The following is a 25854-nucleotide window of genomic DNA, read 5'->3' on the forward strand; positions in this document are numbered from 1 at the left end:
CGGAACGGGTGCGCGTGCGGGTACCCGGGCGGGTGCGCGTGCGCGTGCGGGCGCCCGGCGGGGCGCTCGTGCTGATGCATGCGAGGTCTCCTGCTGCATGCGGGGATGCCTGGCGGACATCCACAAGTCGATGGAGGGCCGGACCGTCCGTGTTCGCCGGGGGTTGTCCGGGCGTTCACGGGTGGTCGGCGATCAGGAGACCTGTGTGGGGACGTAAGGGTTGTACGTGAGTTCGGTTAATTCTCGAGAGGTGTCGAGCAGCCGGAGCCCGTGGTCACGGCTGCTTGCGGACCCGGTAGCGCAGGTGCAGCACCCGGTCGCCCTGGATCACGACGTGCGGGTCCTCCAGCAGAGGCCGGGCGTCGGGCGTGACGTCAGGCGTTCAGCGGGTCCTTGGAACCGGCACGGTGTCGGCCACCCTTCGGCAGCGCCGTCTTCGCCGTCAGACCGCGCGACTGCCAGGCGTTGTCGCGGAGCTTGAACAGGGCCCAGTAGCGGGTGGGGCAGAGCAGCACGAGGTTCATGAAGACGGCGGCCGGGGTGCCGACGAGCCAGGAGCGCCACCGCTGGCGAGCCGTCATGTCCGGCCGCATGAGCACGTACAGCCCGGACTGGCCGAACCGGACGACCAGGTACACGGCGAGGTACACCAGGGCGATGCCGGGGTTGTGGTACCGCCCGCCCAGGGTCAGGAGCGTCATGACGACGGTCCAGGCCAGCATCACCGGCGTGATGACGAGCTGGAGCAGCCCGAAGGTCGGCGATATCAGCTGCTTCAGCGACAGCCGCGCGTACACGAACGGCAGCATCCACCACCACGACCGGGCCCAGCGCAGCCGCTGCCGGTAGGTCTTCCGCAGCGTCGTCGGCATGTCGGTGACGACGCCGGCCTCGTTGACGGCCACCACCTCGCCGCGCATCAGTGCCCGCAGGGCCAGCCAGCGGTCGTCGCCCGTGCCGCACTCCACCTCGTAGGCGTCCAGGTGGTCGTAGAGCAGCTCGGCCCGGTAGAGGGCGAGCGCACCCGAGGTCGTCTCCAGGGCTCCGAGCATCGAGCGTGAGGAGCGCATCATCACGCAGGAGGTGCCGATGTCGATGTCCGCGGCCCGGGAGACCCAGGTCTCCTCGAAGTTGCGGATGTAGATCATGCCGGTGGTGGCCTGGATCCGCGGGTTGCTCATGGCCCGCAGCTGCTGTTCGAGCGCGTCCGGGAAGGGCTCGCCGTCGGAGTCGATGGTGAGGACGTACTCGAAGTGCTTGTGCTGCGCCTGGAGGTGCCGCAGCACGGTCACCTGTGCCCCGCGCTTGCCCTTGTTCTCCTGCCGGTGCCAGAAGACCCGGGGGTGGTCGAAGGGTTCGACGGGGTGCTGCCGGGAGCCGTCGTCGATGACATGGATCTCGTCGACCGGATGCGTCTGGGCCAGCAGCGACCGCACCGTGCGGTGCAGGTTCTCCGAGGGCTCCTCGAAGGCCGGGATGATCGCCACCGTCCGGCCCGGAGCGACCGGGAGGTGGGTGAAGGTCCGGCCCTTGAGGAACGAGACCAGGCAGAGCACGATCACCGACATGCCCAGCCACCAGTAGAACGTCAGGATCGGGCTCTTCGACTGGAGGTGCACCACCACGGTGGCGGCGGCCAGAGCCGCCACCACCACGGTCGTCACCACCGTGAACCTCATGCGTGAGGCGCCGCCCGGCAAGGTGCTCAAGCGGTCACTCGCTTGCCGCGGGTCGCCATGCGGAACACCGCGACACCGCCGATCACGAGGAGCATGGCTCCCAGCACGATCCACCCGAGCCCGGTTCCGCCGGTGGCGGCCAGGGCGGCCCCGCCGGTCGCGGTCCCGATCGCGGCGCCCACACCGTTCTGTCCGTACATGTTGTTCCTCTTTCTTTCCGGGGTTCCGGGGTTCCGGGGTTCCGGGGTTTCCAGGGCTCTCTAGAGCCGTTCGATGTGGGGTGCGGCGGCCATGACGCCACGGGTGTCGAGCACGTAGGCGGCCTCGGCGGCGAGCCGGGCGAGGTCGAACTCGCCGTGCGGGGTGAGCAGGACGACGGCGTCGAAGTCACCGACGGTGTCTGTGCCTGCGCCGAAGGGAATCTCCCGGCGACCGCCGTCCGACACCGGCAGATAGGGGTCCACGACGGTGACGTCCGCCCCCATCGCCCGCAGCCGGTCGGCGACTTCGACGGCCGGCGACTGACGGGCGTCCGAGGTATCCGGCTTGTAGGCAGCCCCCAGCGCGAGAATGCGCGCCCCGTGCACGCTCCGCCGGAAGCGCCGGCTGAGGGCGTCCTGGAGCCGGCGCACCACATAGTCCGGCTGGCTCTCGTTGATGTCCTGGGCCAGCTCGATGAGCCGGAACGTCTGCCCGTGCCGTGCCTTGACGTGATGGCTGAGGTAGACCGGGTCGATGGGCAGACAGTGACCGCCGACGCCGGGCCCGGGCAGGAACCTGGTGAACCCGAACGGCTTGGTCGCGGCCAGCTCCAGTGTGTGCCACACGTCCACGCCCAGCGTGTGAGCCATCCGCGACAGCTCGTTGACCAGGGCGATGTTGACGTGCCGGTAGGTGTTCTCGAACACCTTGGCCAGCTCGGCCTCTTCGAGCCCGGAGGCGGGCACGGTGACGTCGGTGACGGTGTCGTAGAACTCCTTCACCCGCGCCAGACAGCCCTCGGTCAGCCCGGCGACGATCTTCGGCGTGTTCTCCAGCCGCCAGTCGGCGTTGCCCGGGTCGATGCGCTCGGGACTGAACCCGACGTGGAAGTCCCGCCCGGCGACGAGGCCTGAACCCTCCTCCAGCAGCGGGATGAGCACGTCACGGGTGGTACCGGGGTGGGTGGTCGACTCGAGGACGACGGTGGCGCCCGGCTCGATGTACTCCGCGAGCACGCGCCCGGCGTCCCGGACACAGCTCAGGTCGGGCGCGCGGTCGGTCAGCGGGGTGGGCACGGTGATGACCGCGACGTCGAACCCCTTGAGGTCCTGCGGGTCGGAGCTCGCGTAGTACGCATCCGAACCGAGCACCGCCTGAAGCCGGTCGTCGCCGATGTCCTCGACGTACGACGACCCGGCGGCCAGTGCCGCGCAACGCGCCCGGTCGGGCTCGTAGCCGGTGACGGTGTGCCCGACCTCGGCGGCCCTCACGGCCAGGGGCAGGCCGACATAGCCCTGCCCCAGCACACATACGTGCATGGTGGTTTTCCTCAACCCTGAAGTACGGCCGCCTGTTCCTGAAGCAGGCGGCCGTGGCGTGGTACTGCGTGAGAAGCGGTGTGGGAACGGCACCATCACCGCGTCACCGGTCTGCCAGGGCCCCCTGCCCGAGCGTGCGCAAAACGCAACCAGTGATCTTCACAAACCCCCCTCATTTGTGGACCTTCATGGTTCAACAAAAATTCGCTGAGCGGAACCCTGTTTACTGTTTCGATATCTGAAGTGTTGTGGGGCTGGAGGGTGTTGTGGGGTGATGCACAGTCAAGTGCCCTGGCAGGAGGTGCGAGGGGGCTTGTGATCTTCACGTTTCGGAGTGCGTCGAAGGCAAAGGGCGCACACTGGGAGGTGCAATCGCGAATATCGAGCGCCCCAAGTGCGCCCCTTTGTCAGGACGGCGACGGCACGGCGGGGCAGCTGGTGCCCCGTGGTGGGACTGCCAGGCCGACGAGGTAACCGTTCACGGCGTCCTCCATGCACGGCCCGCTGGTGACGCTGCCGTGCCCGTGGCCCTCGTAGGTGAGGAGCACGCCGCTGCGGCCGAGCTGACGGGCCACCGAGACCGCCCACGGGTAGCCGGTGGCCGGGTCGTGCAGCGCGTTGGACACCAGGATCGGCGGGGCGCCGTGGACGTCCAGGCGGTGCTGCGGGTTGGCGGTCGGCGCGCCCAGACACGCCGCTGTCATGTGGACCGGCAGCAGGTAAGGCAGGTCAGGCGCGGTCCTCTTCATCATGGCGATGAGCGAGGCGTACTCCTGGTAGTCGCGCACGGGCAGGTGCCAGTCCGAGCAGAAGACCGGGGTGGCCGGATGCAGCGGCGCTGTCGTGGCCGGCGACGCGGGCAGCGGCTCGCTCGCGTCCATCTCCGCGATCGTCGTGGCCAGGCCCGCGTAGTCGGCCTGGTAGAACTTCCGGAACGCGATCCTGTTGACCAGGTCCGAGGACGACAGTGAGCTGCCCGGCTTCGTCGGGTCCGCCAGCTCGCCGCGTCCGGCCCGGGCCAACAGGCCCTGCCAGACGGCGCGGACGTCGCGGCCGTGCAGCGCGCAGTCCGCGGCACCGTCGCACCACTTCACGAACTCCCGGAAGGAATCCTCCGCCGTGGCCGCCTCGGACCGCAGGAAGTCACGGGTGGTCGGGACGCTGTGGTCCATGACGCTCTCCAGCACCATGGCGCGCACCCGGCGCGGGTAGGTCTCGGCGTACTGCGCGCCGAGCAGCGTGCCGTACGAGCTGCCGTGGAAGGTCAGTTTCCGCTCACCGAGGGCGGCCCGGAGCGCGTCCAGGTCCCGGACCGTCTGGGCGGTGTCGAGATGGTCGAACACCGGCCCGGTACGGGCCCGGCAGTCGGCCCGGAGCCGCCTGTTGTACGCCATGGTGGCCTCGAAGTCCGCCTGGCTCTTCAGCTCCGGCGACGGCCGCTCGGCAAGCAGGTCGCCGGAGCAGGTCACCGGGTTGCTGCCGCCCACGCCGCGCGGGTCGAAGCTGACGATGTCGAACCTGCGGCGGACCTCGGGGCTGAACCGGCTGATACCGCGCACCACCCTCTCCACACCCGAGTCGCCCGGCCCGCCGGGGCCGAACACCATCGAGCCGACGCGTGCGCCGGGGTCGGTGGCCTTGCGGCGGGCCACGGCCAGGTCGGTCTTCGGCCCGTCCGGGTGGGCCCAGTCGACCGGCACCCGAAGAGCGGCGCACTCGGCTCCCGGGTTCGCCGGGTCGTCACACGATGCCCACCGCAGGGCCTCGGTGGCAGTCGGCGACGCGTGCACCGCGGGAGCGGCGGCCAGGCCGGTGAAGACGGCCATGGCGGCTCCCACGGCCATGGCCGTGCCCCGCGCGGTGCTGCGCCGCAGTGCGGATCTGCCCCTGAACGACATGGATCCTCCTCGTGAAGAGAGCGGTGCTGTCAGGCGTGCGGACCCGGCCGGGGCACTGTCGTCACGTTAGGTGCGCCGCCGCCCATGTGGTGCCCCTGTCAGGGGCATTTCCGGGGCGGATGGGGGACCGCTCAGGGGCGGCGAGGAGGGAACAGTGGCCTTCTCCGAAAGGGCGCGCGGTCGGCGCCGGCAGGTCTCCTCTTGGCCATCGGCGAAGCCCGGTCGAGGGCCTTGAGAGCGCGGTCGGGGAGATGCCGGATCAGGCGGCCTCTTTCCGCGGGGCATCGTGGGGCGGGGCCAACCAGGGCATCCGGTGGACGAGGATGTCGCGCATCCGCGTCAGAGCCGCGATCTTCTCCTCCAGCTCGGCGACCCGTTGTGCGCCGACGCCGTAGCCGTCGGCGCACGACGGCGAGTACTCGAAGACTTCGGGCAGATCGGTGTCGAGGTAGCGCACGAAGGACTTGACGTTGTCGACGGTGAATCCGGAGGCGAGCAGGTCGCGGACGTTGCGGACCCGGGTCACCGCGGCAGGGCTGTAGACGCGGTAGCCCGCCGGCGTCCGGTCGGACTCCAGCAAGCCCTGTTCCTCGTAGTAGCGCAGGGCGCGGGTCGTGGTTTCCGTCTGCGCGGCCAGTTCACCGATCAACACGTAGCTACCTCCGGGCCCAGTCCTCAATGTGACGTGTACGTTGCGGTCAACTCGTGAGCCGGACCACAGTCTTCCCGGTGTACCTGCCGTGGACGAGATCGAGAAGTGCCCGGGGTGCGCTCGTCAGCCCGTCGATCACCGTTTCGTCGTAGACGATGGATCCCTCGCGCAGCCAGTCGCGGAACTGTTCGCCGAACTCCCGGGCCCGGTCGAGATGGTCCCACAGGGTGAAGCCGCGGATCGTCAGGCGTTTGCCCAGGACGCTCTGCAGGTCACCGGGGCCCTCGTCGGGGCGGCCGGTACTCTGCCGGTTGAGGGCTCCGCAGACCGCGATGCGGCCGTGCACGTTCATGACCTCTATGGCGGCGCGCAGTTGCTCGCCGCCCACGTTGTCGAAGTAGACGTCGATGCCGTCCGGGGCCGCTTCGCGCAGCCGGTCGAGTACCGGGCCGTCGTGGTGGTCGAAGGCCGCGTCGAACCCGAGCTTCCCGGTCAGGTGGGCGACCTTGTCCGCCGAGCCGGCGCTGCCGATGACCCGCCCGGCCCCCTTGAGCCGTGCTATTTGGCCAGCCATGCCCCCTGTGGCTCCCGCCGCACTGGAGACGAAGACGGTGTCGCCGGGCCGCAGCCTCGCCGCGTCCATGAGCCCGACGTAGGCCACGAGCCCGAAGCCCAGATGCAGGGAGGGGCTGGGGTAGGCCGCCTTGTCCACGCGGCGGAACGCGCTGGCCTCGGCCACGGCGTACTCCCGCCAGCCGAGCCGATGCACCACCAGGTCCCCCTCGCTCAGCGACGGATCTGCTGAGGCGATCACCTCGCCGATGGCGTCCCCGTACATCACCTCTCCCACCGCGTAGCGCGGCATCGGCAGCGGGGATCCGCCTGCGATCAACATGAGCATGCCGGGATCGAGCGACATGAACAGGTTGCGAACCAGTACCTGGCCCGGTGCCGGGGCCGGGACCGGGGCCTCGACGATCTCGAACTGGTCGAGGGTGGGGAGCCCGACGGGCCGTGAGGCGAGTCGGACCTCCAGGCCCGAGTTGGGAAGGCTGGAAAAGGCAGGCGGCGTGGCGCTCTTCGTGAAGGGCTGCATGCCGCTGACGCTAGGCATTGACCCATGCGTGAAGGTCAACCCACTTCTGTCACACCCGACTACGGTGCTGATCAGGGTGATCCACTGCATAGTAGGGATCATGACAGCGCCGTTACCCCACCCCACCGGCCTCGCCTACCACCGCATGGACCACTGCACGGGCCGTCACCGCTGGTGGCGGCCCCTGCTCGGCACTCTGCTGTTTCTCGCTGCCTACGTGGTCCTCACCCTCGTGCTGTTCGCCCTCTCCTACGGCGTCGGGGCGGCGGCCGGGCTGCGTGAACTGCCCGACGGGGGCCATGACTTCGGGCCGGTCGCCAACACGGCCCTGGACCTGACGTCCATAGCGGTCGCCCTGCCCCTGATCCTGCTGGCCGTGTGGTGGCCCGGGCGGCGACCGCCCGGCACCCTGTCCTCGGTCGAGGGGCGGCTGCGGTGGCGCTGGCTGGCCCGGTGTCTGCTGGCCGCCGTGCTCCCCGTGGCCGTGCTGGCGGTGACCGCCGCCTTCCTGCCCGACGACGGAGCCGACTCGGGGGAGTTCGGCGCGTGGGTGGGCTGGCGGTCGTTCCTCGGCGCGCTTGCCGTGCTGGCCGTCCTCGTCCCGGTGCAGGCGGCGGCGGAGGAGTACGTCTTCCGGGGCTGGCTGACGCAGGCGGTCGGCGCTTTCGCCCGTTCTCCGTGGTTCGCGGTGCTCCCACAGGCCGTGCTCTTCGCCGCCGCCCACGGCTGGGGCACCATGTGGGGCTTCCTCGGCCTGCTGGTCTTCGGACTGGTCGCCGGGTGGCTGACCATCCGCACCGGCGGCCTGGAGGCGGCCGTCGCCCTGCACGTCCTGAACAACCTGCTGGCCTTCGGCATCGCCGCCGCGGTCGTCGACGGACTGTCGTCCGACGAGACCGCCGCCGACGAATCCTGGCAACTCGCCCTCACGGACATGGCAACGACCCTGATCTACGCCGCACTCGTCCTGTGGCTCGCCCGACGTCACCGGCCTCAGCGGCTCTCATCGCCGGTGGCCGTGTTCGCCTCATGGCCCGCACCGCACCTGCCACCGCAGAGCGCTACGACGCCCAGGACCACGTCCGCTGCTGGAGATGCCTCGCCTTCACCATGGCAGTAGCCCGCCTCGCCGGAACGGATGCAAAGGTCAACCGAAGGGCTTCGGCTGGCGGGACTTCCGCGACCTGCTGGTGCGTACCCGTATCCAGCTTGGCGGGCCGATCGTGCTGGTCTGGGACAACGTCCGCATCCACCTGACCGCACCGCTACGTGAGTTCATCGCCGGGAACGCCGACTGGCTCACCGTCTTCCAGCTGCCCACCTACGCGCCAGACCTGAACCCGCAGGAAGGCGTGTGGTACCTGGTCAAGCGCGACCTCGGTAACCTCGCCGCCGCCGACCTGGGCCCGATCACCCAGGCCGTCGAGCGCAAGCTCAAGATGCTGCAGTACCGGCCCCGCGTCATCGACGGCTGCCTCACCAGCACCGGTCTGGACCTCTATGACTGACCCGGGCCGGGGCTGCTCGCAACTCCGTCGTCGCGCTGCTACCACGCCCAGGAAGACCGTGCCGAATGTGTCAGAAGAAATCCAGGAGTTCTGTCAGGGAGGTGATGGAAGGCACCTCCGAGACGGCCGAGTCCCGGCAAAGCGCACGTCCTGCATAGCCGAGTCGGATAGCCGCGGCGACCAGGTCCGGATCGTCATCAACGAACAGACACTGCGCAGGAGCGAGGTTCAGCGCGGCGCTGGCGTGGTGGTACATGCGCGGGTCCGGTTTGTTGCAGCCGAGGACGGCGGAGATTGCATACGCCTCGAAGAACCGGCTGATCCCGAGTCCGGCGTGGAGGTCGGGCAGACCGGGCCAGGCATCCGACACCACGGCCATCCGCACGCCCCGCCGGCTCAGCTCATCCAGGGTCTCCTCGACGTCTGGGTACGTCTCCAGAAACACGGCCGGAGGAACTTCACGGCGCAAGTCAGCGAGGAGTTGCGAGGTCGGTTCCACGCCGAGGTGGTGGAGCATCACCCGGTGGTAATCGTCGTAGTCGGGCGTCGATGACGAGGTCGCGAAGAAGTGGTCGCCCGCGCTGATAGCCGCCGCGAACTGTTCCGGTGTGATCGACGGTGCGTGGGCGAGGACGGTCTGCTCGAAGTCCGCTCGCGGGTTCCAACGGCCACCGATCGGCTGCATCAGCACGCCGCCTGAGTCAAACAGGACAGCACGGAGATTGTCGGGAGAGGCTGATTGAGTCATCACCCGCCCAGTCTGGTGAGCAAACGCCCCGCTGGTCGACCCCCTCCGGGCCGGACACTGGCAACTGCACCCCAGGTCAGACCGACATCACGTATTCAGGTTCAGTAGTTTTTTCTCTTTCGATTGAGATTCGGTTCGTTTCCACTCTGGATTACGATCGCGCCTCTGTGCTCTACGCGGCTCTCCATCACTACTCCGAAGTCGTGCACCTCGAAGAGCCGTAACCAGCGGGTCTCACCAGAGCAGGCAGGGAACACCCACGCCTTCAGCTATCAGGACGGTGCTGATTAAGCGCCGGCTCAAGGAGGTCAACGGCCTCCGTCCAACCGAATCGATCCGCGCCACCGCCGGCCTTGGGGCGGTGGGGTTTGTAGGAGCCGATCAGGACGCCCATCTCGCGCAGTCGTTTCAGGCTCCGTTGGTAGGCGGGGTGCGCCGCCTGGGCCGCGTTCAGGTAGGGGAGGACGACCGTGGGGATGCCCATGCCGTATGCCTCGCAGAGGATTCCCAGGGCCAGGGTGTCCGAGATGCCCGCGGCCCACTTGTTGATCGTGTTGAAGGTTGCCGGGGCGACCGCGATGGCGTCGGCGGGGGGCAGGGGGCGGGCTTCGCCGGGCGTGCGCCAGGCGGAGCGGATCGGATAGCCGGTCTGGGATTGGATCGCCTCCGCATCCAGGAAACCGAGGCCTTGCGGAGTGGCGATGACGCCCACGTCCCAGTGCCGTTCCTGTGCCTGCGTAATCAGCTTGCCGACATCGTCGGCGACTCCGGCCGCGCACACGACGACGTACAGGAAGGGCTTCTTGCCCTGCACGTTTGACTCGGTCACGCCGGGACTCCCAGTCGGTGGCTGAAGCGGTGCAGTTCCGGCAGGGTACGTCGGTGGTCACGGGCGGCCATGTCGGCTGCCAGGTGGCGGACGGCGGGGCGGCGTACGTCCTGAACCGCACACGTCTCGGCCATGCGCAGTGCCTGGTAACCATCGGCGAGGCGTCCTAGCTGGCTGTGGGCCCGAGCGGTCTCCACCCACAGGGCCGCCCGGCGTTCCGGTACGGGGATCGGGCGGATGGTGAGGGGCCGGGCTGCCTGCAGAGCAATGCCTGCATCTCCGAGAGCCACCAGTGCGCTGACCTCGTGCAGGGCGACGTTGGTCTGGCAGAAGTTGGCCCATGCGTCGGGCTGGTCGAGTGCGACGTATCGCGCGACTTCCTTGGCCTCTGCGAGGAATTCCGCCGTAGCGGAACGGTCGCCGCCGCTGCTCGATGCGGTGACTCCGCGGAGCAGTAACAGCCCCACCGCCGCGAGGTACTTCGGTGGGCGCCGATCGTACGAGCCCGACAACTGGCCGGCGGTGTGACGGACGAGGGAGACGGCCTGACCGGTGTGCTTCTCGCGGGCCAGGACGTGGGCTTGAACGCGGACACTGGAGGCAAGGACGACCGGGTCGCCCGAGCGTTCGGCCTCGGCCATCGCCCGGCCGACAGCGAGCCAGGCGCTGCCCTGGTCGTGCTGCTTGAGCAGGAGGCTCGTAGCGGTCTGATAGGCCGTTGCGAGCAGACCGGACAGCACTGGAGCGTCGGCCGTGCCGTCGTCGGATGCGCATCGGAGGTCGGCGATCAATCCAGGTAGGACACGCTCCAGCGTGGCGTAGTCGCAGGTGTGGAACAGCCGGCGGGCCGCGCCTACGCGGTTCCGCAGGGAAGCGACGTTCGAGGAAGTCCGGGGAACAGAGGCAGTCGCGAGGGTTGATCCAGGCAGCAGAGCCTGAACGAGGGCATCACGCGAAGTGGCGGGCGAGGATGCCACGCCCAGTGCCGCGATGCCGGCGGCGAGGAATGTACGGCGTTGCAACCCTCCCGGCTCGGCAGCGGCGGTACGTGAGGGTGGCGCGGGCGCCAGTCCCAACTTGTGGGGCGGGATCTCCAGTTCATGGGCGATGGCCCGGAGGACGCGCATGTCAGCCGTGCCCCTGCCGCTTTCCAAACGGCTCACTTTGGACTGGTGGTAGCCGAGTGCGGCGGCGACGTCCCTCTGCGAGCGTCGCTGTAACACCCTCGCCTGCCGGATCACTTCGCCGATCCGCCTTGGTGCCTCGTGTGCTTCGGCCATGTGCCACGGACCCCCTCGCCGTCGCCGATCCTGCCTCTTCAAACGAGCGTAGATCAGCGGCGATTCAGCCTGATGCAGCTTCTGCATAACCGATGCTGCCGCTGCACCCAAGCCCGCCGTTCACCGGGACCTGGTGGTTGCTTGAAGCGTCGCACCTGCCACAGAACCCCCGCGACGGGTGGAGCCGTCCGGGGGAGTGGTCACCAGCTGAACCCGATGGAGCTGACGACATGAGTGACTTTATTCGCCGCCTCATTGCCTGGGTGGGCCTCATGGCCACACCCCCTGGCAGGCATCACCGGACGCCCAGCTATTCATTGCCTTCGTACGCCGTTCCGGCGTCCCCTGCCTCCGCCCCTCTCCCCGCTCACCGCAGTCCATACGGTCTGGACACGCGTATCGACGGCTCCTCCACGGTGGCCGTGCGTCCCTACCTCGCCGCTCACGAGCAGTGGCAACGGCGTCATGAACCGGCTTGGCTCGCCGCGCGGTCGCCAGCAGCAGGGCCTTACTGGCTCCACAGTGAGGAGGTGGCCTGATGGCAACGGGGGCCGATGCGGCAGAGCCCGAGAACCCCCATCCACGCCGCAGGCTTCGTCTCTTGCCATGGACGGGCCCAGAGGACAAGCCGTGCTTCCTGATCACGGACGGCGACGGTGGGCGTGTGTCTCGCCTCGCAGACATCGCAGAAGAGGTCCAGCTCGAGATGGGCGCTCGCCTTCTCGCTCACGCGGAGGACATGCTGACGAACGCCACCGAGGCTCAACTCCGCTTTTTGGCCGAGCGCCTGACCGAAGCCCTTCGCGATTCGCTACGCATCGCCGAGAGCCGGTGGACGGGGCCATGCGGCAATCAGGAGCGGTCCTGCCGATGAGCGCCGCGACCCTATAGGGGATACAGAAACGCCGACGCCCCCTGCCCGATAAACCCGGGACAGGGGGCGTCGGGAACACCCGGCGGGAACCGCCTACTTCACCGGCTCCGGCTCCGGCGCGTTCTCCGAGTCCGCCGTGCCCGCCGGCGGCTCGCCGTCGTCGTCCTCGTCCTCCGCGGGGACCGGCGTCTTCACCGAGTCCAGCAGGAGCTGGGCGACGTCCACCACCTGGATGGACTCCTTCGCCTTGCCGTCGTTCTTCTTGCCGTTGACGGAGTCGGTCAACATCACGAGGCAGAAGGGGCACGCCGTCGACACGATGTCGGGGCTCAGGGACAGCGCCTCATCCACCCGCTCGTTGTTGATGCGCTTGCCGATGCGCTCTTCCATCCACATCCGCGCACCACCCGCGCCACAGCAGAAGCCCCGCTCCTTGTGGCGGTGCATCTCCTCGTTGCGGATGCCGGGGACGCTGGCGATGATCTCGCGCGGGGGCGTGTAGATCTTGTTGTGGCGGCCCAGGTAGCAGGGGTCGTGGTACGTGATGATGCCCTCGACCGGGGTCACCGGGATGAGCTTGCCCTCGTCCACCAGGTGCTGGAGCAGCTGCGTGTGGTGGATGACCTCGTAGTCGCCGCCGAGCTGCGGGTACTCGTTGCCGAGCGTGTTGAGGCAGTGCGGGCAGGTCGCGACGATCTTCTTCGCGGACTTCGGCTTCGCCGACTCGGGCGTCACCTTGCCCTCGTCGTCCATCTCCTCGCCGAACGCCATGTTCAGCGCCATGACGTTCTCCATGCCGAGCTCCTGGAACAGGGGCTCGTTGCCGAGACGCCGGGCGGAGTCACCGGTGCACTTCTCGTCGCCGCCCATGATGGCGAACTTGACGCCCGCGATGTGCAGGAGCTCCGCGAAGGCCTTCGTGGTCTTCTTCGCGCGGTCCTCCAGGGCGCCGGCGCAGCCGACCCAGTACAGGTACTCGACCTCGGACAGGTCCTCGATGTCCTTGCCGACGACCGGGACCTCGAAGTCGACCTCCTTGAGCCACTCCAGGCGCTGCTTCTTCGCCAGGCCCCAGGGGTTGCCCTTCTTCTCCAGGTTCTTGAGCATCGTGCCCGCCTCGGACGGGAACGCGGACTCGATCATCACCTGGTAGCGGCGCATGTCGACGATGTGGTCGACGTGCTCGATGTCCACCGGGCACTGCTCGACGCAGGCACCGCAGGTGGTGCAGGACCACAGGACGTCCGGGTCGATGACGCCGTTGTCTTCAAGAGTTCCGACCAGCGGGCGCTCGGCCTCCGCGAGAGCGGCGGCGGGCACACCGGCCAGCTGCTCCTCGGACGCCTTCTCCTCGCCCTCCATCGTCTTGCCGCCGCCGGCCAGCAGGTACGGCGCCTTGGCGTGCGCGTGGTCGCGCAGCGACATGATCAGCAGCTTGGGGGAGAGCGGCTTGCCCGTGTTCCAGGCCGGGCACTGCGACTGGCAGCGGCCGCACTCGGTGCACGTGGAGAAGTCCAGCAGGCCCTTCCAGGAGAACTGCTCGACCTGGGAGACGCCGAAGACGTCGTCCTCGCCCGGGTCGGTGAAGTCGATCGGCTCGCCGCCCGACGTCATGGGCTGGAGCGCGCCCAGAGCCGTCCCGCCCGACGCCTCGCGCTTGAACCAGATGTTCGGGAACGCCAGGAAGCGGTGCCAGGCGACACCCATGTTGGTGTTCAGGCTGACCGTGATCATCCAGATCATGGTCGTGCCCAGCTTGATCATCGCGAAGAAGTAGACGAGGTTCTGCAGCGCCGCCACGCTCAGGCCCTTGAAGGCCAGGACCAGCGGGTACGAGGCGAAGTACGCCGCCTCGTATCCCTCCACGTGGTGGAGCGCGCCCTCCAGGCCCCGCAGGACGTAGATGGCCAGGCCGATCGTGAGGATGACGTACTCGACGAAGTACGCCTGGCCCATCTTCGAGCCGGCGAAGCGGGACTTGCGGCCCGGCCGCGACGGCAGGTTCAGCAGGCGGATGACCATCAGGGTCGCGATGCCGAGGGTGGTCATCGCCGCGATGAACTCGATGTAGAGCTCGTACGGGAGGAAGCCGCCGAGCACCGGCAGCGTCCAGTCGGCCTGGAACAGCTGGCCGTACGCGGTGATGATCGTCGGCGGCAGCGTCAGAAAGCCGATCGCCACGAACCAGTGGGCGACACCGACGATGCCCCACCGGTTCATGCGCGTGTGGCCGAGGAACTCCTTCACCAGCGTCACGCTGCGCTGGTAGGGGTTGTCGGTCCGGGTGCCGGCGGGCACGGGCTGGCCCAGTTTGAAGTACCGGACGAACTGGCCGATCGCGCGTGCGAGCAGCGCGACGCCGACCACGGTCAAGACCAGCGACACGATGATCGCGGCGAGTTGCATGGGGGCTCCTCGGGCCTGCGAGGGTTTGTCGGGGGAACCGGTCGTTCTTCAGGGTTCCCCGAGATTACTAAGCGGTAACTTATGCAGTCCGTCTGAGACTACCCCTATCTTCCGCCGCACTGTAGCCGGGTGGGCAGTGATCTGAATCGCTGAGGGTTGCCTCAGGAAACACCCCGAAGCGGCTCGCGATCCCGTCGTGTTATTCGTACCGAATTGTCATAGTGACGCCTAACTTATATCCGTGCTCTACGGGATCGTCGCCGCCGCCACCGCCCTGCTCCTCACCGCCCTGCTCACGGCCGTCCTGCGGGTGCCCGCCCGGCGGCTGCGCCTGTTCGACCGGCGGCGCCGGCGGGACGTGCCGCTGTGCGGCGGTGTGGCCGTCGCGCTCGGGGCCGGGGCGGTCCTGTGGGGCGGGGAGCGGGCCGGGGCCGTGACGCTCGGGCCCGAGGCCGCGGGGCTGCTCCTGGCCGGCGGCGCGGTCGCCCTGCTCGGCCTCGCCGACGACGTGCGGCGGCTGCGGCGACGGGTGCTTGTCGCCGGTACGACCGTGGCGGCGGCGTGTGTCGTGCCGTACGGCGACATGGGGATCGGGGGCGGGCTGCTGGCCGTCGGGTGGGTCGTGTGCGTGACCTTCGCCTTCCGGGGGCTCGATCACGCCGACGGGCTCGCGGGGTCCGTCGGGGTGGTGACCGCCTTCGGGGTGGCGGCCTGTGCCGCCGTGGAGGTGAGGGACGGGATCGCGGTGCTGATGAGCGTGCTGGCCGCCGCGCTGACCGGGTTCCTCCTGCACAACTGGCATCCCGCGCGGGCCGCGCTCGGGGCGTGCGGGGCGATGTCCGCCGGGTTCGTCCTGGCCGCGGGGGCCGTGCACACCCGGGCCGGGCTGGGGCTCGGGGAGAGCGCGGGCGTGCTGTTCGCGCTGACCGCCGTGGCGGGTGCCGATGCCGTGCTCGTCCTGCTGTCGCGGCGGCTGGGCGGGCGGCCCGTCGTCCGCAGCGGGCCGGACCACCTCGCGCACCGGCTGCGGCGGCTCGGGCTGACCGTGCCGGGGGCGACCGTCCTGCTGGGGGCCGGGGCGTTCTCCGGTGTGCTCGTCGGGGTACTCGCGCACGCCGGCCGGATCGGGAGCGACGCCCTGTGGTGGGTGGCGGGAGGGGCTCTCCTGGTCGTGTTCGCCCTTTCGCGTGTCCCTGTGTACGCCGATCGACGCACTGTATCGTCGCAGGTCAGAGCGCCATTGCGTGTAAGGAACGGATAAGAGTTGAGCCCGCTCGACTCAGCTCTGTTGACCGGTCGGGAGCCGTCGTGCACACTTGAGTCCGTTCCACTCAAGTCAGCTGGAGGAATCAACCATGGCACGTGCGGTCGGCATCGACCTGGGCACGACTAACTCCGTCGTCAGCGTTCTGGAGGGCGGCGAGCCCACCGTCATCACCAACGCCGAGGGCGCCAGGACCACGCCGTCCGTCGTCGCCTTCGCCAAGAACGGTGAGGTGCTCGTCGGAGAGGTGGCCAAGCGTCAGGCGGTCACCAACGTGGACCGGACCATTCGCTCGGTCAAGCGGCACATGGGCACCGACTGGAAGATCGAGCTGGACGGGAAGCCCTTCAACCCGCAGCAGATCAGCGCCTTCGTGCTCCAGAAGCTGAAGCGGGACGCCGAGTCCTACCTGGGCGAGAAGGTGACCGACGCGGTCATCACCGTCCCGGCGTACTTCAACGACTCCGAGCGCCAGGCCACGAAGGAGGCCGGCGAGATCGCCGGTCTGAACGTGCTGCGCATCGTCAACGAGCCCACCGCGGCCGCTCTGGCGTACGGCCTCGACAAGGACGACCAGACCATCCTGGTCTTCGACCTCGGTGGCGGTACGTTCGACGTCTCGCTGCTGGAGATCGGCGACGGCGTCGTCGAGGTGAAGGCCACCAACGGTGACAACCACCTCGGTGGTGACGACTGGGACCAGCGCATCGTCGACTACCTGGTCCAGCAGTTCCAGTCCGGCCACGGCGTGGACCTGGGCAAGGACAAGATGGCCCTGCAGCGTCTGCGCGAGGCCGCCGAGAAGGCGAAGATCGAGCTGTCCTCGTCCACCGAGACCTCGATCAACCTGCCCTACATCACCGCCTCCGCCGAGGGCCCCCTGCACCTCGACGAGAAGCTCACCCGCGCCCAGTTCCAGCAGCTGACCGCGGACCTCCTGGAGCGCTGCAAGACGCCGTTCCACAACGTCATCAAGGACGCCGGCATCTCCATCAGCGAGATCGACCACGTCGTCCTGGTCGGCGGCTCCACCCGTATGCCCGCCGTCGCCGAGCTCGTCAAGGAGCTGACCGGCGGCAAGGACGCCAACAAGGGCGTCAACCCGGACGAGGTCGTCGCCATCGGCGCCGCCCTGCAGGCCGGTGTCCTCAAGGGCGAGGTCAAGGACGTCCTGCTCCTCGACGTCACCCCGCTGTCCCTCGGTATCGAGACCAAGGGCGGCATCATGACCAAGCTCATCGAGCGCAACACCACGATCCCGACCAAGCGGTCCGAGATCTTCACGACGGCCGAGGACAACCAGCCGTCCGTGCAGATCCAGGTCTACCAGGGCGAGCGCGAGATCGCGGCGTACAACAAGAAGCTCGGGATGTTCGAGCTGACCGGTCTGCCCCCGGCGCCGCGCGGCGTCCCGCAGATCGAGGTCTCCTTCGACATCGACGCCAACGGCATCATGCACGTGACCGCGAAGGACCTGGGCACGGGCAAGGAGCAGAAGATGACCGTCACCGGCGGCTCCTCGCTGCCGAAGGACGAGGTCGACCGCATGCGCCAGGAGGCCGAGCAGTACGCGGAGGAGGACCACAAGCGCCGCGAGGCCGCCGAGTCCCGCAACCAGGGCGAGCAGCTCGTCTACCAGACCGAGAAGTTCCTCAAGGACAACGAGGACAAGGTCCCCGGCGAGATCAAGACCGAGGTCGAGGAAGCCGTCGCCGAGCTGAAGGAGAAGCTCAAGGGCGAGGACACGGCCGAGATCCGCACCGCCACGGAGAAGGTCGCGGCCGTCTCGCAGAAGCTCGGCCAGGCCATGTACGCCGACGCGAACGCCGCGCAGGCCGCCGGCGGCGACTCCGCCGGAGCCGGCGCGGGTGCCGGTGCCGGTGACGCCAAGGCCGACGACGACGTCGTGGACGCCGAGATCGTGGACGACGAGCGGAAGGACGGTGCCGCGTGACGGAGGAGACCCCGGGCTTCGACGAGCAGCAGCCCGACGTCCCTTCCGGCGCCACCTCCGACGACGCCGAGCCGAAGGCCGCCGACTCCCCCTCCGCGGAGGAGGCGGCGGCCCCGGCCGGGGACACGGGCCAGGACGTGGCTCTGGTGGCCCAGCTGGACCAGGCCCGCACGGCGCTCAGCGAGCGCACGGCGGACCTCCAGCGCCTCCAGGCCGAGTTCCAGAACTACCGCCGCCGGGTCGAGCGTGACCGGATCGCGGTCAAGGAGATCGCCATCGCGAACCTCCTGACCGAGCTCCTGCCCGTGCTCGACGACATCGGCCGCGCGCGTGAACACGGCGAACTGGTCGGCGGCTTCAAGTCCGTCGCCGAGTCGCTGGAGAGCACGGCGGCCAAGATGGGCCTCCAGCAGTTCGGCAAGGAGGGCGAGCCCTTCGACCCGACGATCCACGAGGCCCTGATGCACAGCTACGCACCGGACGTCACCGAGACGACGTGCGTGGCGATTCTGCAGCCCGGGTACCGGATCGGCGAGCGCACCATCCGCCCCGCGCGGGTGGCCGTGGCCGAGCCCCAGCCGGGGGCGCAGACGGTCAAGGCGGACGAGACCGCCGAAGCCGACGACAAGGAGAGCGGTGGCCCGGAAGAGGGCTGACGTCATAGCGGACGAAGGGAAGGAGGGGCGTCGAGGATGAGCACCAAGGACTTCATCGAGAAGGACTACTACAAGGTCCTCGGCGTCCCCAAGGACGCCACCGAGGCCGAGATCAAGAAGGCGTACCGGAAGCTCGCCCGCGAGTACCACCCGGACGCCAACAAGGGCAACGTCAAGGCGGAGGAGCGTTTCAAGGAGATCTCCGAGGCCAACGACATCCTCGGCGATCCCAAGAAGCGCAAGGAGTACGACGAGGCACGCGCCCTCTTCGGCAACGGCGGCTTCCGCCCGGGGCCCGGCGCGGGCGGCGGCTCGTTCAACTTCGACCTGGGCGACCTCTTCGGAGGCGCCCAGGGCGGCCAGGGCGCCGGCGGTTTCGGCGGTGGACTCGGTGACGTCTTCGGGGGCCTGTTCAACCGTGGCGGCGCGGGCGGGCCGGGGACGCGTACGCACCCCCGGCGCGGCCAGGACATCGAGTCCGAGGTCACGCTCAGCTTCACCGAGGCGATCGAGGGCGCGACCGTCCCGCTGCGGATGTCGTCGCAGTCGCCCTGCAAGGCCTGTTCGGGCACCGGCGACAAGAACGGCACACCGCGCGTGTGCCCGACCTGCGTCGGCACCGGGCAGGTCGCCCGGGGCAGCGGCGGCGGTTTCTCCCTCACCGACCCCTGCCCGGACTGCAAGGGCCGCGGCCTGATCGCGGAGAACGCCTGCGAGGTCTGCAAGGGCAGCGGCCGGGCCAAGTCCTCGCGGACCATGCAGGTGCGCATCCCCGCGGGCGTCAGCGACGGCCAGCGGATCCGGCTGCGCGGCAAGGGAGCGCCGGGTGAGCGCGGCGGCCCGGCGGGCGATCTGTACGTGGTCGTGCACGTCGACTCCCACCCGGTGTTCGGCCGCAAGGACGACAACCTCACCGTCACCGTCCCGGTGACCTTCGCCGAGGCGGCCCTCGGCGGCGAGGTCCGGGTGCCGACGCTGGGCGGCCCGCCCGTCACGCTGAAGCTGCCTCCCGGCACGCCGAACGGCCGTACGATGCGCGCCCGGGGCAAGGGCGCGGTCCGCAAGGACGGCACTCGGGGCGACCTTCTGGTCACCGTCGAGGTGAGTGTTCCGAAGGACCTGACGGGGAATGCTCGTGACGCACTCGAGGCGTATCGCGAGGCGACCGCGGGTGAGGATCCGCGGGCGGAGCTGTTCCAGGCCGCGAAGGGAGCATGAGTCAGATGGACGGTCGTCGACGCAACCCGTATGAACTGACCGAGGAGACCCCGGTCTACGTCATCTCGGTGGCGGCCCAGCTGTCCGGCCTGCACCCGCAGACCCTGCGCCAGTACGACCGTCTGGGCCTGGTGTCCCCGGACCGCACCGCCGGACGGGGCCGCCGCTACTCGGCCCGGGACATCGAACTGCTGCGTACCGTCCAGCAGTTGTCGCAGGACGAGGGCATCAACCTGGCGGGCATCAAGCGCATCATCGAACTGGAGAACCAGGTCGCCGCGCTCCAGGCCCGGGTCGCCGAGCTGGAGGACGCGCTCGACGGCGCGGCGGCGGCCATGCGCCAGCGCGAGGCGGCGGTGCACGCGTCGTACCGCCGGGACCTGGTGCCGTACCAGGAGGTCCAGCAGACCAGCGCGCTGGTGGTGTGGCGGCCGAAACGGCAGCAGCAGTCGGACTGACGCGACTGACGCGCGTACGCCCGCGAAAGGGGCCGGGAGGAGACTCCCGGCCCCTTTCGTATGTCTTGGGACGTTTTCGCGCGGTCCCCCGTCGATGACTGGATGGTGCAAGGACTTTGGAGATGATTCCGCAGAGTCTTCACAACACTTGCGGAGCGTGGTGTTGCCATCTCGTTAAGTGGTTCCGCTTGACGCTGGGGGGCGCACCCGCGTTGGCTTTTCAGTCACATGGGCCACAAAGTGTGCCCACGTCCGAATCACACGTGAAGTGAGCCCCCGCATGCGTCGTCGTATCTCCATATCCGTGGCCGCGGCCGCGATGTCCGTCTCGCTCGCCGGCTGCGGCGTGCTCAACGCGACGGGGAGCAGCGACGAGGCGAGCCCGACCAAGGGCAACGACATCACGGTGGGCCTGCTGCTCCCGGAGAAGGCCAACACCCGGTACGAGAACTTCGACTACCCCATCATCAAGAGGAAGGTCGAGTCCCTCACCAACGACCGGGGCCGCGTCGAGTACGCCAACGCCGAGGCGAGCGCGGACACGCAGGCGGCCCAGCTGCAGCAGATGGTCGACGACCGGGTCGACGTGATCCTGCTGGACGCCGTCGACTCGCACGCCATCGCCGGCGGCGTGCAGAAGGCCAAGGACGCCGGCATCCCGGTCATCGCCTACGACCGGCTGGCCGAGGGCCCGATCGACGCGTACATCTCCTTCGACAACGAACTGGTCGGCGAGGTCCAGGGGCGCACCCTGCTGGAGGCGATCGGCGAGAAGGCGAGCCTCTCCGACAAGATCGTCATGATGAACGGCTCGCCGACGGACCCGAACGCCAAGCAGTTCAAGGCCGGTGCGATGTCCGAGCTGAACGGCAAGGTGACGATCGCCCAGTCCTTCGACACCAAGGACTGGAAGCCGGAGAACGCCGAGGCCAACATGACCGAGGCGATCGGGAAGATCGGCAAGGACGACATCGCCGCGGTGTACTCCGCCAACGACGGCATGGCGGGCGGCATCGTCAAGGCGCTGCAGGACGCGGGCGTCATCGACCTGCCGCCGATCACCGGCCAGGACGCGGAGCTCCCGGCGGTGCAGCGGATCATCGCCGGTGACCAGTACATGAGCGTGTACAAGTCGTACCCGCAGGAGGCCGAGAACGCGGCGGAGATGGCCGTGGCCAGGGTCCAGGGCCGCGACATCCAGCTCGCCGCCCTCACCCGCGACAAGGTCGACAGCCCCACCCACAAGGGCATCCCCGCCCAGCTCGTGCCGGTGGTCGCCCTCACCAAGGAGAACATCGAGGACACGGTGGTGGCGGACGACATCTACAAGCTGTCGGACATCTGCACGGCGAAGTACAAGGCGGCTTGCCAGGCGATCGGCCTGAAGTAGCCCGATCCGTCTGCCGTCTGCTGTCTGCCGGTGCGGGGAGCCGTGTTGCGGAGCAGGTCCCGTCCGCGCATAGTTGCGCTGCGGAACGACGGCGACACCGGGGGTGGGATCGGCGATGGCCGGGCACGGGGCGGAGGAGCATCCACACGGTGCCGACCGACTGTGCGAGGCCGGGGATCGCGTGTATTCCCGGGCCGTACGGCGGGGCCGTGTGCCGCGCCGGGACGCGGATCCGGTGCCCTGTCTGCTGGAACTCGCCCTGCTGCACCCCGACCCCGACGACATGGACTGGCTGGTGCCGACCTCCCCGCAGGAGGTCATGACCCGGCTGCTGCGCGGGATGTACGACGAGGTCAGCGCGAGCCAGCGGCGGGTGGGTTCGGCCGTGGCGGCGTTCGAGCGGTACGCCGGGCTGGGGCGGCAGGTGCAGCCGGCCCCGTCGGCGGCCGAGGGCCCGGCGATCCGGGTGCTGGACGGCCTCGCCCGGATCCAGACCGCGATGGACGAGGCGACCCAGGCGTGCACGACCGAGGTGCTCACGGTGCAGCCGGGCGGCATCCGGCGCGAGGCGGAACTCTCCGAGGGGCTGCACCGGGCGCTGGTGCTGCGCGGCCGGGGCGTGCGGATGCGGGACCTGTACACGCATGTCGCCCGGCACGGGCAGGGTCTGATGACCTATCTGGAGCTGATGGGCGACGCGGTGGAGGCGCGCACGCTGGACGAGGTGATCGACCGGCTGATCCTCTTCGACCGGACGGTGGCCTTCATCCCCGCCAACACCGACCGCACGATGGCCCTGGAGCTACGGCACCCGGCGATCGTCGAGTACCTGGTCACGGTGTTCGAACGACTCTGGCGCCTCGCCATCCCGCTGACCGCGCCGCTGCCCGACACCGGCATCGAGGGCATCTCCCACCGGGAGCAGTCGATCGCGGCCCTGCTGGCGGAAGGGCACCAGGACGCGGTGATCGCCGAGCGGCTGGGGATCAGCGTCCGGACGTGCCGGGCGCACATCGCCCGGCTGTCGGAGACGCTGGGGGCGGCCAGCCGTACGCAGTTGGGTGTGCGGATCGCCCAGGCGGGCCTGGACGGCCGGCCGCGCTCGGCGGCACCCCTCAGCCTCCCTGGTCAAGAATCCCCGAGCGTGCGATGAGAAACCCGAGCTGCGCCCGGCTCTGACTGCCCAGCGTCGCGGCGAGCTTGGCGATGTGGACGCGGGCGGTGCGGATGTTCATGCCGAGGCGGTCGGCTATGACGGCGTCGGTGTGGCCTTCGACCAGGAGGGTGGCTATGGCGCGTTGGCGGGGGGTGACGCCGTTGCCGGAGGGCGGGGGGACGGTCTCGGGGTACATGGGGGTTGCCAGGCGCCACAGTCGGTCGAAGGTGGTGGCGAGGTGGCGGACGATCGCCGGGTGCCGGATCTCCAGGGCGACGGTGCCGTCCGGATTCGCGGGGATGAAGGCGACAGCGGCATCGATGAGGATCATCCGGTCGGTGACCTCGTCCAGGCTGCGGGCCTCGACGTCTCCCGCCAGCCGCTCGTGACGGGCCGCGATGCTGGGGAAGTGGCGCAGGGTGTGCGGGTACAGCGTGCGGACACGTGCTCCGCGATCCAGTACCTCCTGGTCCCGGACCAGGGCTATCGCGTCGGACTCCTCACCGCGTCGTCCGGTGAGCCCGGCACGGGGCTGGATCGTCAGCACCTCCCGGGATGCCTCGGCCATGGCCTCGGTGATGGCCTGGTTGATCCGCTCGGTGCCGGAGAGCGTGCGCAGGTGGGAAGTGTCGGTGCCCTCCGGACAGCCGTCGAGTCGCATGAGGGGGTCGAATGTCGCCGTCAGGCGTGCGCCGCGCCGCCGTTCCCGGGCCACCTGCTCCTCGGAGGCACGCAGCAGCTGCTGCAGAGCGACGACCGGCGCGACCGGCTCTAATCGGCCCGGGCTGTCGGCGCTGGGGCGGAGCAGCCCCAGGTCGATCAGACACGGGGCCGCCTCGGCCGCCTCGGCCGCCAGGTTCCCCTGGCGCAGGGCCTCCTCGTACAGCCTCCTACCCGTCGGGCACAGCTCTTCCGTGCTGTGCCGCGGATGCCGCGCCGAGGTCACTGGGCCGCTCCCTGACGTTCCAGGATCCCGGACTGCGCGATGAGGAAGCCGAGTTGGGCACGGCTGCCACTGCCGAGGGTGGCGGCGAGCTTGGCGATGTGCGCCCGGCACGTGCGCACGTTCATGCCGAGGCGGCGGGCGATGGCCTCGTCCACATGCCCCTCCACGAGCAGTTTGGCGATGGAGTACTGGATGTCCGTGATGCCGTCCGCCGCCGGTTCGTACGGGGCGCCGGCGCTCAGCGGAACGGAGCGGCTCCACATGAACTCGAAGACCTTGACCAGGTACCGGACGAGTCCGGGCTGACGGAGTTCCAGGGCGACCTGCTGGTCGTCGCGAGTGGGAATGAACGCGACGCTTTCGTCGCAGACGATGAGGCGTTCCACCACCTCGTCGATCGTGCGGTACTCCGCCTTGCCGTTCGCGAGTTGGGAGACGTAGGCCAGCTTCTGGGGGCTGTGGCGCGCCGTGTGCTGGTAGAGCGTCCGGATCCGGACACCGCGTTCGATCATGGCCCTGTCCCGTTCGAGCCCCTGGGTGAGGCTGCGTTCGGAGAAGCGGTCGTCGCTGGGCTGGATGGTGAGCATCTCGGTCTGGCACTGGGCCGTGGCCAGGTTGAGGGCGGCGTTGATCCGGTCGCCGCCCTCCAGCACCGTGATCGAGTGGTCGGTCGCGGCTTCCTGGGCGCTGAGGGCCATGAACGGCTCGAACACGTCGGCGAGTGCGATGGACAACCGTCGGCGTTCCGCGATGTCGCGCTCGATGGGGTGCAGACGCTGTGCGAGAGCGACCGCCGGCGGCACCGGACGCAACAGGTTCTCGTCGTCCGGATCCGGGTGGAGAAGGGCCAACTCCATCAGACAAGGGGCGGAGATCACGTCCGTGCGAGCGATCCGCCCCGCACGCAGGGCGTTCGCATAAAGTCGGTTACCTTCCTCGCACAGTTCGGTCACCGCATGGGGATGCGCCGCCTTAGTCTGATTTGCCACGAAATCTCCACCCCCCAGGGTCCTGAACATGCAGGAACATGATGCACCGATTGTGTGGCCATGACGTGTTCGAATGAGCCATCGTCTTACCTGACGGGGGAAGAGGAGACTCACAAGTGAGGACGAAGCCGACTATGCGCAAGAGACTGCTTCGCTCGGTGCTTGCTGCCGCCCTCTCAGCCGTCGCGCTCATCGGAGTGAGTGGTTACTCCGGCGGGGGTGACACCCGGGCGGACAGTCATTGGCCTGAGAGCGTCGCGAGCGATGCCAAGAGCAATGTCCTGGCGGACAGTCATTGGCCGGCGATCGTCGCGGACTCGGAGCGATGACGTGACCACTCCACCCGACGACCGCTCCTTCCGCCGCGAAATGGCCACCGCCTACCGCTCCGGCTGGCACTTCATCGACCTGGTCACCGCCATCCCCCACAGCGGTGACTCGTTGATGGTGACCGTGTTCGGCGAGCCGGTGGTCGTCACGCGGGACGAGGACGAGGACGTACGGGCTTACCGGTGTCTGCGGCGGCCTCGGGGGGCGCCGCAGCCCGTGCGGTGTGCCGTACGGTACGGAATGATCTTTGTGAACCTGGACCAGAGGGACCATGAGCAGGTGGAAGCCGACTCTCCCGTCCCGAGGACCATCTCTGCCACCCCCCGCAGTGCCTGACGCGATTCCCCCGTCGTAACAGATCGCTCAGGTGCTTCCCCCCGCAGCGGCGTCACCGTGACCTGAACACGGTGACGCCGCTGCAGTTTCCGGTGACATTTCGGGGTATCGCCCCGGTCACGCCGTGGCCGGATCCAATCGATCACCGGTGTGGATTTTCACTTCGCTCACCCTCGCCCCATCGCTCGCGTCAGTTCGATCTCGATCACCACGCGTGCGGGATTGGGTGAGGGTGTTCGTCCGTAGCGTTCCGCGTAACGGCGCTCCGCCTCCGCCACCCGCTCCGGATCCGTGCGGACGAAGGCCCGGCCCTCCAGCGTCGCCCAGCGCCGGCCCTCCATCTGACAGACGGCGACCGCCGCTCCCCGCTCCCCGGCGGCCAGGACGTGCCGCGCCTTGGCGCTCGCCTTGTTCGTGATCACCCGAGCGAGGCGGGCCTCGGGCTCGTATGTGACCCCGACGGGTACCACGTGCGGAGTGCCGTCCGGGCGGGGAGTCGTCAGGGTGCACACATGCCGCTCCCGCCAGAAGGCGAGATACGGCGGGTCCGGGGCACCCGGATCTACGGAGTACTTGGTCGCCATGCCCCGGAACTTAGCCGCTCTCTCCTCCCCGAACCGGCCTTGAGTGGACTAGACTCAACTTTGTGCAAGTCGTTCGGGTCAGT

At 69.0% G+C, this 25854-nt stretch carries 22 protein-coding genes and 2 pseudogenes; 10 read left to right on the forward strand and 14 right to left on the reverse strand.

The features are described 5' to 3' along the window. Positions 1-274 precede the first annotated feature (274 nt). The 7 genes and pseudogenes from CCL05_RS47290 to CCL05_RS19520 form a co-directional block, all read right to left on the reverse strand. A pseudogene (locus CCL05_RS47290) lies at positions 275-361 on the reverse strand (dihydrofolate reductase); the annotation flags it as partial. Positions 362-374: 13 nt separating this feature from the next. Continuing rightward, positions 375-1679, reverse strand: a complete 1305-nt coding sequence (locus tag CCL05_RS19500) for a glycosyltransferase family 2 protein (protein WP_086561776.1) — start codon at positions 1677-1679, stop codon at positions 375-377. 26 nt (positions 1680-1705) lie between these two features. Next, positions 1706-1879 carry a peptidase gene (locus CCL05_RS43995; RefSeq protein ID WP_107400483.1) on the reverse strand — a complete coding sequence of 58 codons (174 nt, stop codon included), beginning with the start codon at positions 1877-1879 and terminating at the stop codon, positions 1706-1708. A 60-nt stretch (positions 1880-1939) separates the two neighbouring features. Beyond that, positions 1940-3199, reverse strand: a complete 1260-nt coding sequence (locus CCL05_RS19505; RefSeq protein WP_086561777.1) for a nucleotide sugar dehydrogenase — start codon at positions 3197-3199, stop codon at positions 1940-1942. 407 nt (positions 3200-3606) lie between these two features. Then, positions 3607-5097 carry an alpha/beta hydrolase gene (locus tag CCL05_RS19510; RefSeq protein ID WP_086561778.1) on the reverse strand — a complete coding sequence of 497 codons (1491 nt, stop codon included), beginning with the start codon at positions 5095-5097 and terminating at the stop codon, positions 3607-3609. A gap of 259 nt (positions 5098-5356) precedes the next feature. Beyond that, complete coding sequence (locus CCL05_RS19515) at positions 5357-5749, reverse strand: MerR family transcriptional regulator (RefSeq protein ID WP_086561779.1); 393 nt, start codon at positions 5747-5749, stop codon at positions 5357-5359. A 46-nt stretch (positions 5750-5795) separates the two neighbouring features. Next, on the reverse strand, positions 5796-6845 hold the full coding sequence (locus CCL05_RS19520; RefSeq protein ID WP_086561780.1) for an NADP-dependent oxidoreductase: 1050 nt from the start codon (positions 6843-6845) through the stop codon (positions 5796-5798). A 100-nt stretch (positions 6846-6945) separates the two neighbouring features. Here CCL05_RS19520 and CCL05_RS19525 point away from each other — a divergent pair, with 100 nt between their 5' ends. Next, positions 6946-7965: a CPBP family intramembrane glutamic endopeptidase gene (locus tag CCL05_RS19525; RefSeq protein WP_244204327.1), complete on the forward strand. Its 1020-nt coding sequence runs from the start codon at positions 6946-6948 to the stop codon at positions 7963-7965. Positions 7966-7981: 16 nt separating this feature from the next. Then, positions 7982-8353 (forward strand): annotated as a pseudogene (locus CCL05_RS19530) (transposase); the annotation flags it as partial. Between the two features lie 70 nt (positions 8354-8423). Here the strand turns inward: CCL05_RS19530 and CCL05_RS19535 are convergent. From CCL05_RS19535 to CCL05_RS19560, 4 genes are all read right to left on the reverse strand, one after another. Next, positions 8424-9101 carry an HAD family hydrolase gene (locus tag CCL05_RS19535; RefSeq protein ID WP_341868271.1) on the reverse strand — a complete coding sequence of 226 codons (678 nt, stop codon included), beginning with the start codon at positions 9099-9101 and terminating at the stop codon, positions 8424-8426. A 265-nt stretch (positions 9102-9366) separates the two neighbouring features. Further along, a complete protein-coding gene (locus tag CCL05_RS19540; RefSeq protein WP_086561783.1) occupies positions 9367-9930 on the reverse strand; it encodes a flavoprotein in 564 nt (187 codons plus the stop codon). Then, positions 9927-11210, reverse strand: a complete 1284-nt coding sequence (locus CCL05_RS19545; protein WP_086561784.1) for a helix-turn-helix domain-containing protein — start codon at positions 11208-11210, stop codon at positions 9927-9929. The genes CCL05_RS19540 and CCL05_RS19545 overlap by 4 nt, the downstream gene beginning before the upstream one ends. Positions 11211-12177: 967 nt before the next feature. Then, complete coding sequence (locus tag CCL05_RS19560) at positions 12178-14490, reverse strand: (Fe-S)-binding protein (protein ID WP_086561787.1); 2313 nt, start codon at positions 14488-14490, stop codon at positions 12178-12180. Positions 14491-14731: 241 nt separating this feature from the next. Here CCL05_RS19560 and CCL05_RS19565 point away from each other — a divergent pair, with 241 nt between their 5' ends. The 7 genes from CCL05_RS19565 (at position 14732) to CCL05_RS19595 (ending at position 22583) form a co-directional block, all read left to right on the forward strand. Then, on the forward strand, positions 14732-15751 hold the full coding sequence (locus CCL05_RS19565; protein WP_086561788.1) for an MraY family glycosyltransferase: 1020 nt from the start codon (positions 14732-14734) through the stop codon (positions 15749-15751). Positions 15752-15845: 94 nt separating this feature from the next. Then, positions 15846-17708, forward strand: coding sequence for a molecular chaperone DnaK (gene dnaK, locus CCL05_RS19570; protein ID WP_020269600.1), 1863 nt, complete (start codon positions 15846-15848; stop codon positions 17706-17708). Further along, positions 17705-18364, forward strand: coding sequence for a nucleotide exchange factor GrpE (gene grpE / locus CCL05_RS19575; protein ID WP_086561789.1), 660 nt, complete (start codon positions 17705-17707; stop codon positions 18362-18364). The genes dnaK and grpE overlap by 4 nt, the downstream gene beginning before the upstream one ends. 36 nt (positions 18365-18400) lie before the next feature. Continuing rightward, entirely contained in the window at positions 18401-19582 is a 1182-nt protein-coding gene (gene dnaJ, locus CCL05_RS19580) for a molecular chaperone DnaJ (RefSeq protein ID WP_086561790.1), read from the forward strand. A gap of 5 nt (positions 19583-19587) precedes the next feature. After that, positions 19588-20040: a heat shock protein transcriptional repressor HspR gene (locus CCL05_RS19585; protein ID WP_031142455.1), complete on the forward strand. Its 453-nt coding sequence runs from the start codon at positions 19588-19590 to the stop codon at positions 20038-20040. A 280-nt stretch (positions 20041-20320) separates the two neighbouring features. Then, positions 20321-21430: a sugar ABC transporter substrate-binding protein gene (locus tag CCL05_RS19590; protein WP_425275928.1), complete on the forward strand. Its 1110-nt coding sequence runs from the start codon at positions 20321-20323 to the stop codon at positions 21428-21430. Between the two features lie 115 nt (positions 21431-21545). Beyond that, the gene (locus CCL05_RS19595) at positions 21546-22583 is read left to right on the forward strand and encodes a helix-turn-helix transcriptional regulator (protein ID WP_086561792.1); all 1038 of its coding nucleotides are present in this window, start codon (positions 21546-21548) and stop codon (positions 22581-22583) included. Here CCL05_RS19595 and CCL05_RS19600 read toward each other — a convergent pair. Together CCL05_RS19600 and CCL05_RS19605 are read right to left on the reverse strand one after the other, a co-directional pair. Beyond that, positions 22546-23532, reverse strand: coding sequence for a helix-turn-helix transcriptional regulator (locus tag CCL05_RS19600; protein ID WP_086561793.1), 987 nt, complete (start codon positions 23530-23532; stop codon positions 22546-22548). The two genes, CCL05_RS19595 and CCL05_RS19600, sit on opposite strands and share 38 nt — an antisense overlap. After that, entirely contained in the window at positions 23529-24551 is a 1023-nt protein-coding gene (locus tag CCL05_RS19605) for a helix-turn-helix domain-containing protein (RefSeq protein WP_086561794.1), read from the reverse strand. Before CCL05_RS19605 ends, CCL05_RS19600 begins: the two co-directional genes overlap by 4 nt. Before the next feature lie 300 nt (positions 24552-24851). On the opposite strand from CCL05_RS19605, the gene CCL05_RS19615 reads away from it, so the two are divergent. Then, positions 24852-25187: a Rieske (2Fe-2S) protein gene (locus CCL05_RS19615; RefSeq protein ID WP_020269590.1), complete on the forward strand. Its 336-nt coding sequence runs from the start codon at positions 24852-24854 to the stop codon at positions 25185-25187. A 167-nt stretch (positions 25188-25354) separates the two neighbouring features. Here the strand turns inward: CCL05_RS19615 and CCL05_RS19620 are convergent, their stop codons facing one another. Beyond that, the gene (locus CCL05_RS19620; RefSeq protein ID WP_086561796.1) at positions 25355-25771 is read right to left on the reverse strand and encodes a pyridoxamine 5'-phosphate oxidase family protein; all 417 of its coding nucleotides are present in this window, start codon (positions 25769-25771) and stop codon (positions 25355-25357) included. Positions 25772-25854: the final 83 nt, after the last annotated feature.

Source organism: Streptomyces africanus, from assembly GCF_002150735.1.
Taxonomy (GTDB): Bacteria; Actinomycetota; Actinomycetes; order Streptomycetales; family Streptomycetaceae; genus Streptomyces; species Streptomyces africanus.

Coding starts and splice junctions, on each gene's coding strand:
- dnaJ (WP_086561790.1), top strand. CDS start 18,401: ATGAGCACCAAGGACTTCATCGAGAAGGACTACTACAAGGTCCTCGGC.
- CCL05_RS19505 (WP_086561777.1), bottom strand. CDS start 3,199: ATGCACGTATGTGTGCTGGGGCAGGGCTATGTCGGCCTGCCCCTGGCC.
- CCL05_RS19545 (WP_086561784.1), bottom strand. CDS start 11,210: ATGGCCGAAGCACACGAGGCACCAAGGCGGATCGGCGAAGTGATCCGG.
- CCL05_RS19560 (WP_086561787.1), bottom strand. CDS start 14,490: ATGCAACTCGCCGCGATCATCGTGTCGCTGGTCTTGACCGTGGTCGGC.
- CCL05_RS19520 (WP_086561780.1), bottom strand. CDS start 6,845: ATGCAGCCCTTCACGAAGAGCGCCACGCCGCCTGCCTTTTCCAGCCTT.
- CCL05_RS19500 (WP_086561776.1), bottom strand. CDS start 1,679: ATGAGGTTCACGGTGGTGACGACCGTGGTGGTGGCGGCTCTGGCCGCC.
- CCL05_RS43995 (WP_107400483.1), bottom strand. CDS start 1,879: ATGTACGGACAGAACGGTGTGGGCGCCGCGATCGGGACCGCGACCGGC.
- dnaK (WP_020269600.1), top strand. CDS start 15,846: ATGGCACGTGCGGTCGGCATCGACCTGGGCACGACTAACTCCGTCGTC.
- CCL05_RS19620 (WP_086561796.1), bottom strand. CDS start 25,771: ATGGCGACCAAGTACTCCGTAGATCCGGGTGCCCCGGACCCGCCGTAT.
- CCL05_RS19525 (WP_244204327.1), top strand. CDS start 6,946: ATGACAGCGCCGTTACCCCACCCCACCGGCCTCGCCTACCACCGCATG.
- CCL05_RS19585 (WP_031142455.1), top strand. CDS start 19,588: ATGGACGGTCGTCGACGCAACCCGTATGAACTGACCGAGGAGACCCCG.
- CCL05_RS19605 (WP_086561794.1), bottom strand. CDS start 24,551: ATGTTCAGGACCCTGGGGGGTGGAGATTTCGTGGCAAATCAGACTAAG.
- CCL05_RS19510 (WP_086561778.1), bottom strand. CDS start 5,097: ATGTCGTTCAGGGGCAGATCCGCACTGCGGCGCAGCACCGCGCGGGGC.
- CCL05_RS19590 (WP_425275928.1), top strand. CDS start 20,321: ATGCGTCGTCGTATCTCCATATCCGTGGCCGCGGCCGCGATGTCCGTC.
- CCL05_RS19535 (WP_341868271.1), bottom strand. CDS start 9,101: ATGACTCAATCAGCCTCTCCCGACAATCTCCGTGCTGTCCTGTTTGAC.
- CCL05_RS19595 (WP_086561792.1), top strand. CDS start 21,546: ATGGCCGGGCACGGGGCGGAGGAGCATCCACACGGTGCCGACCGACTG.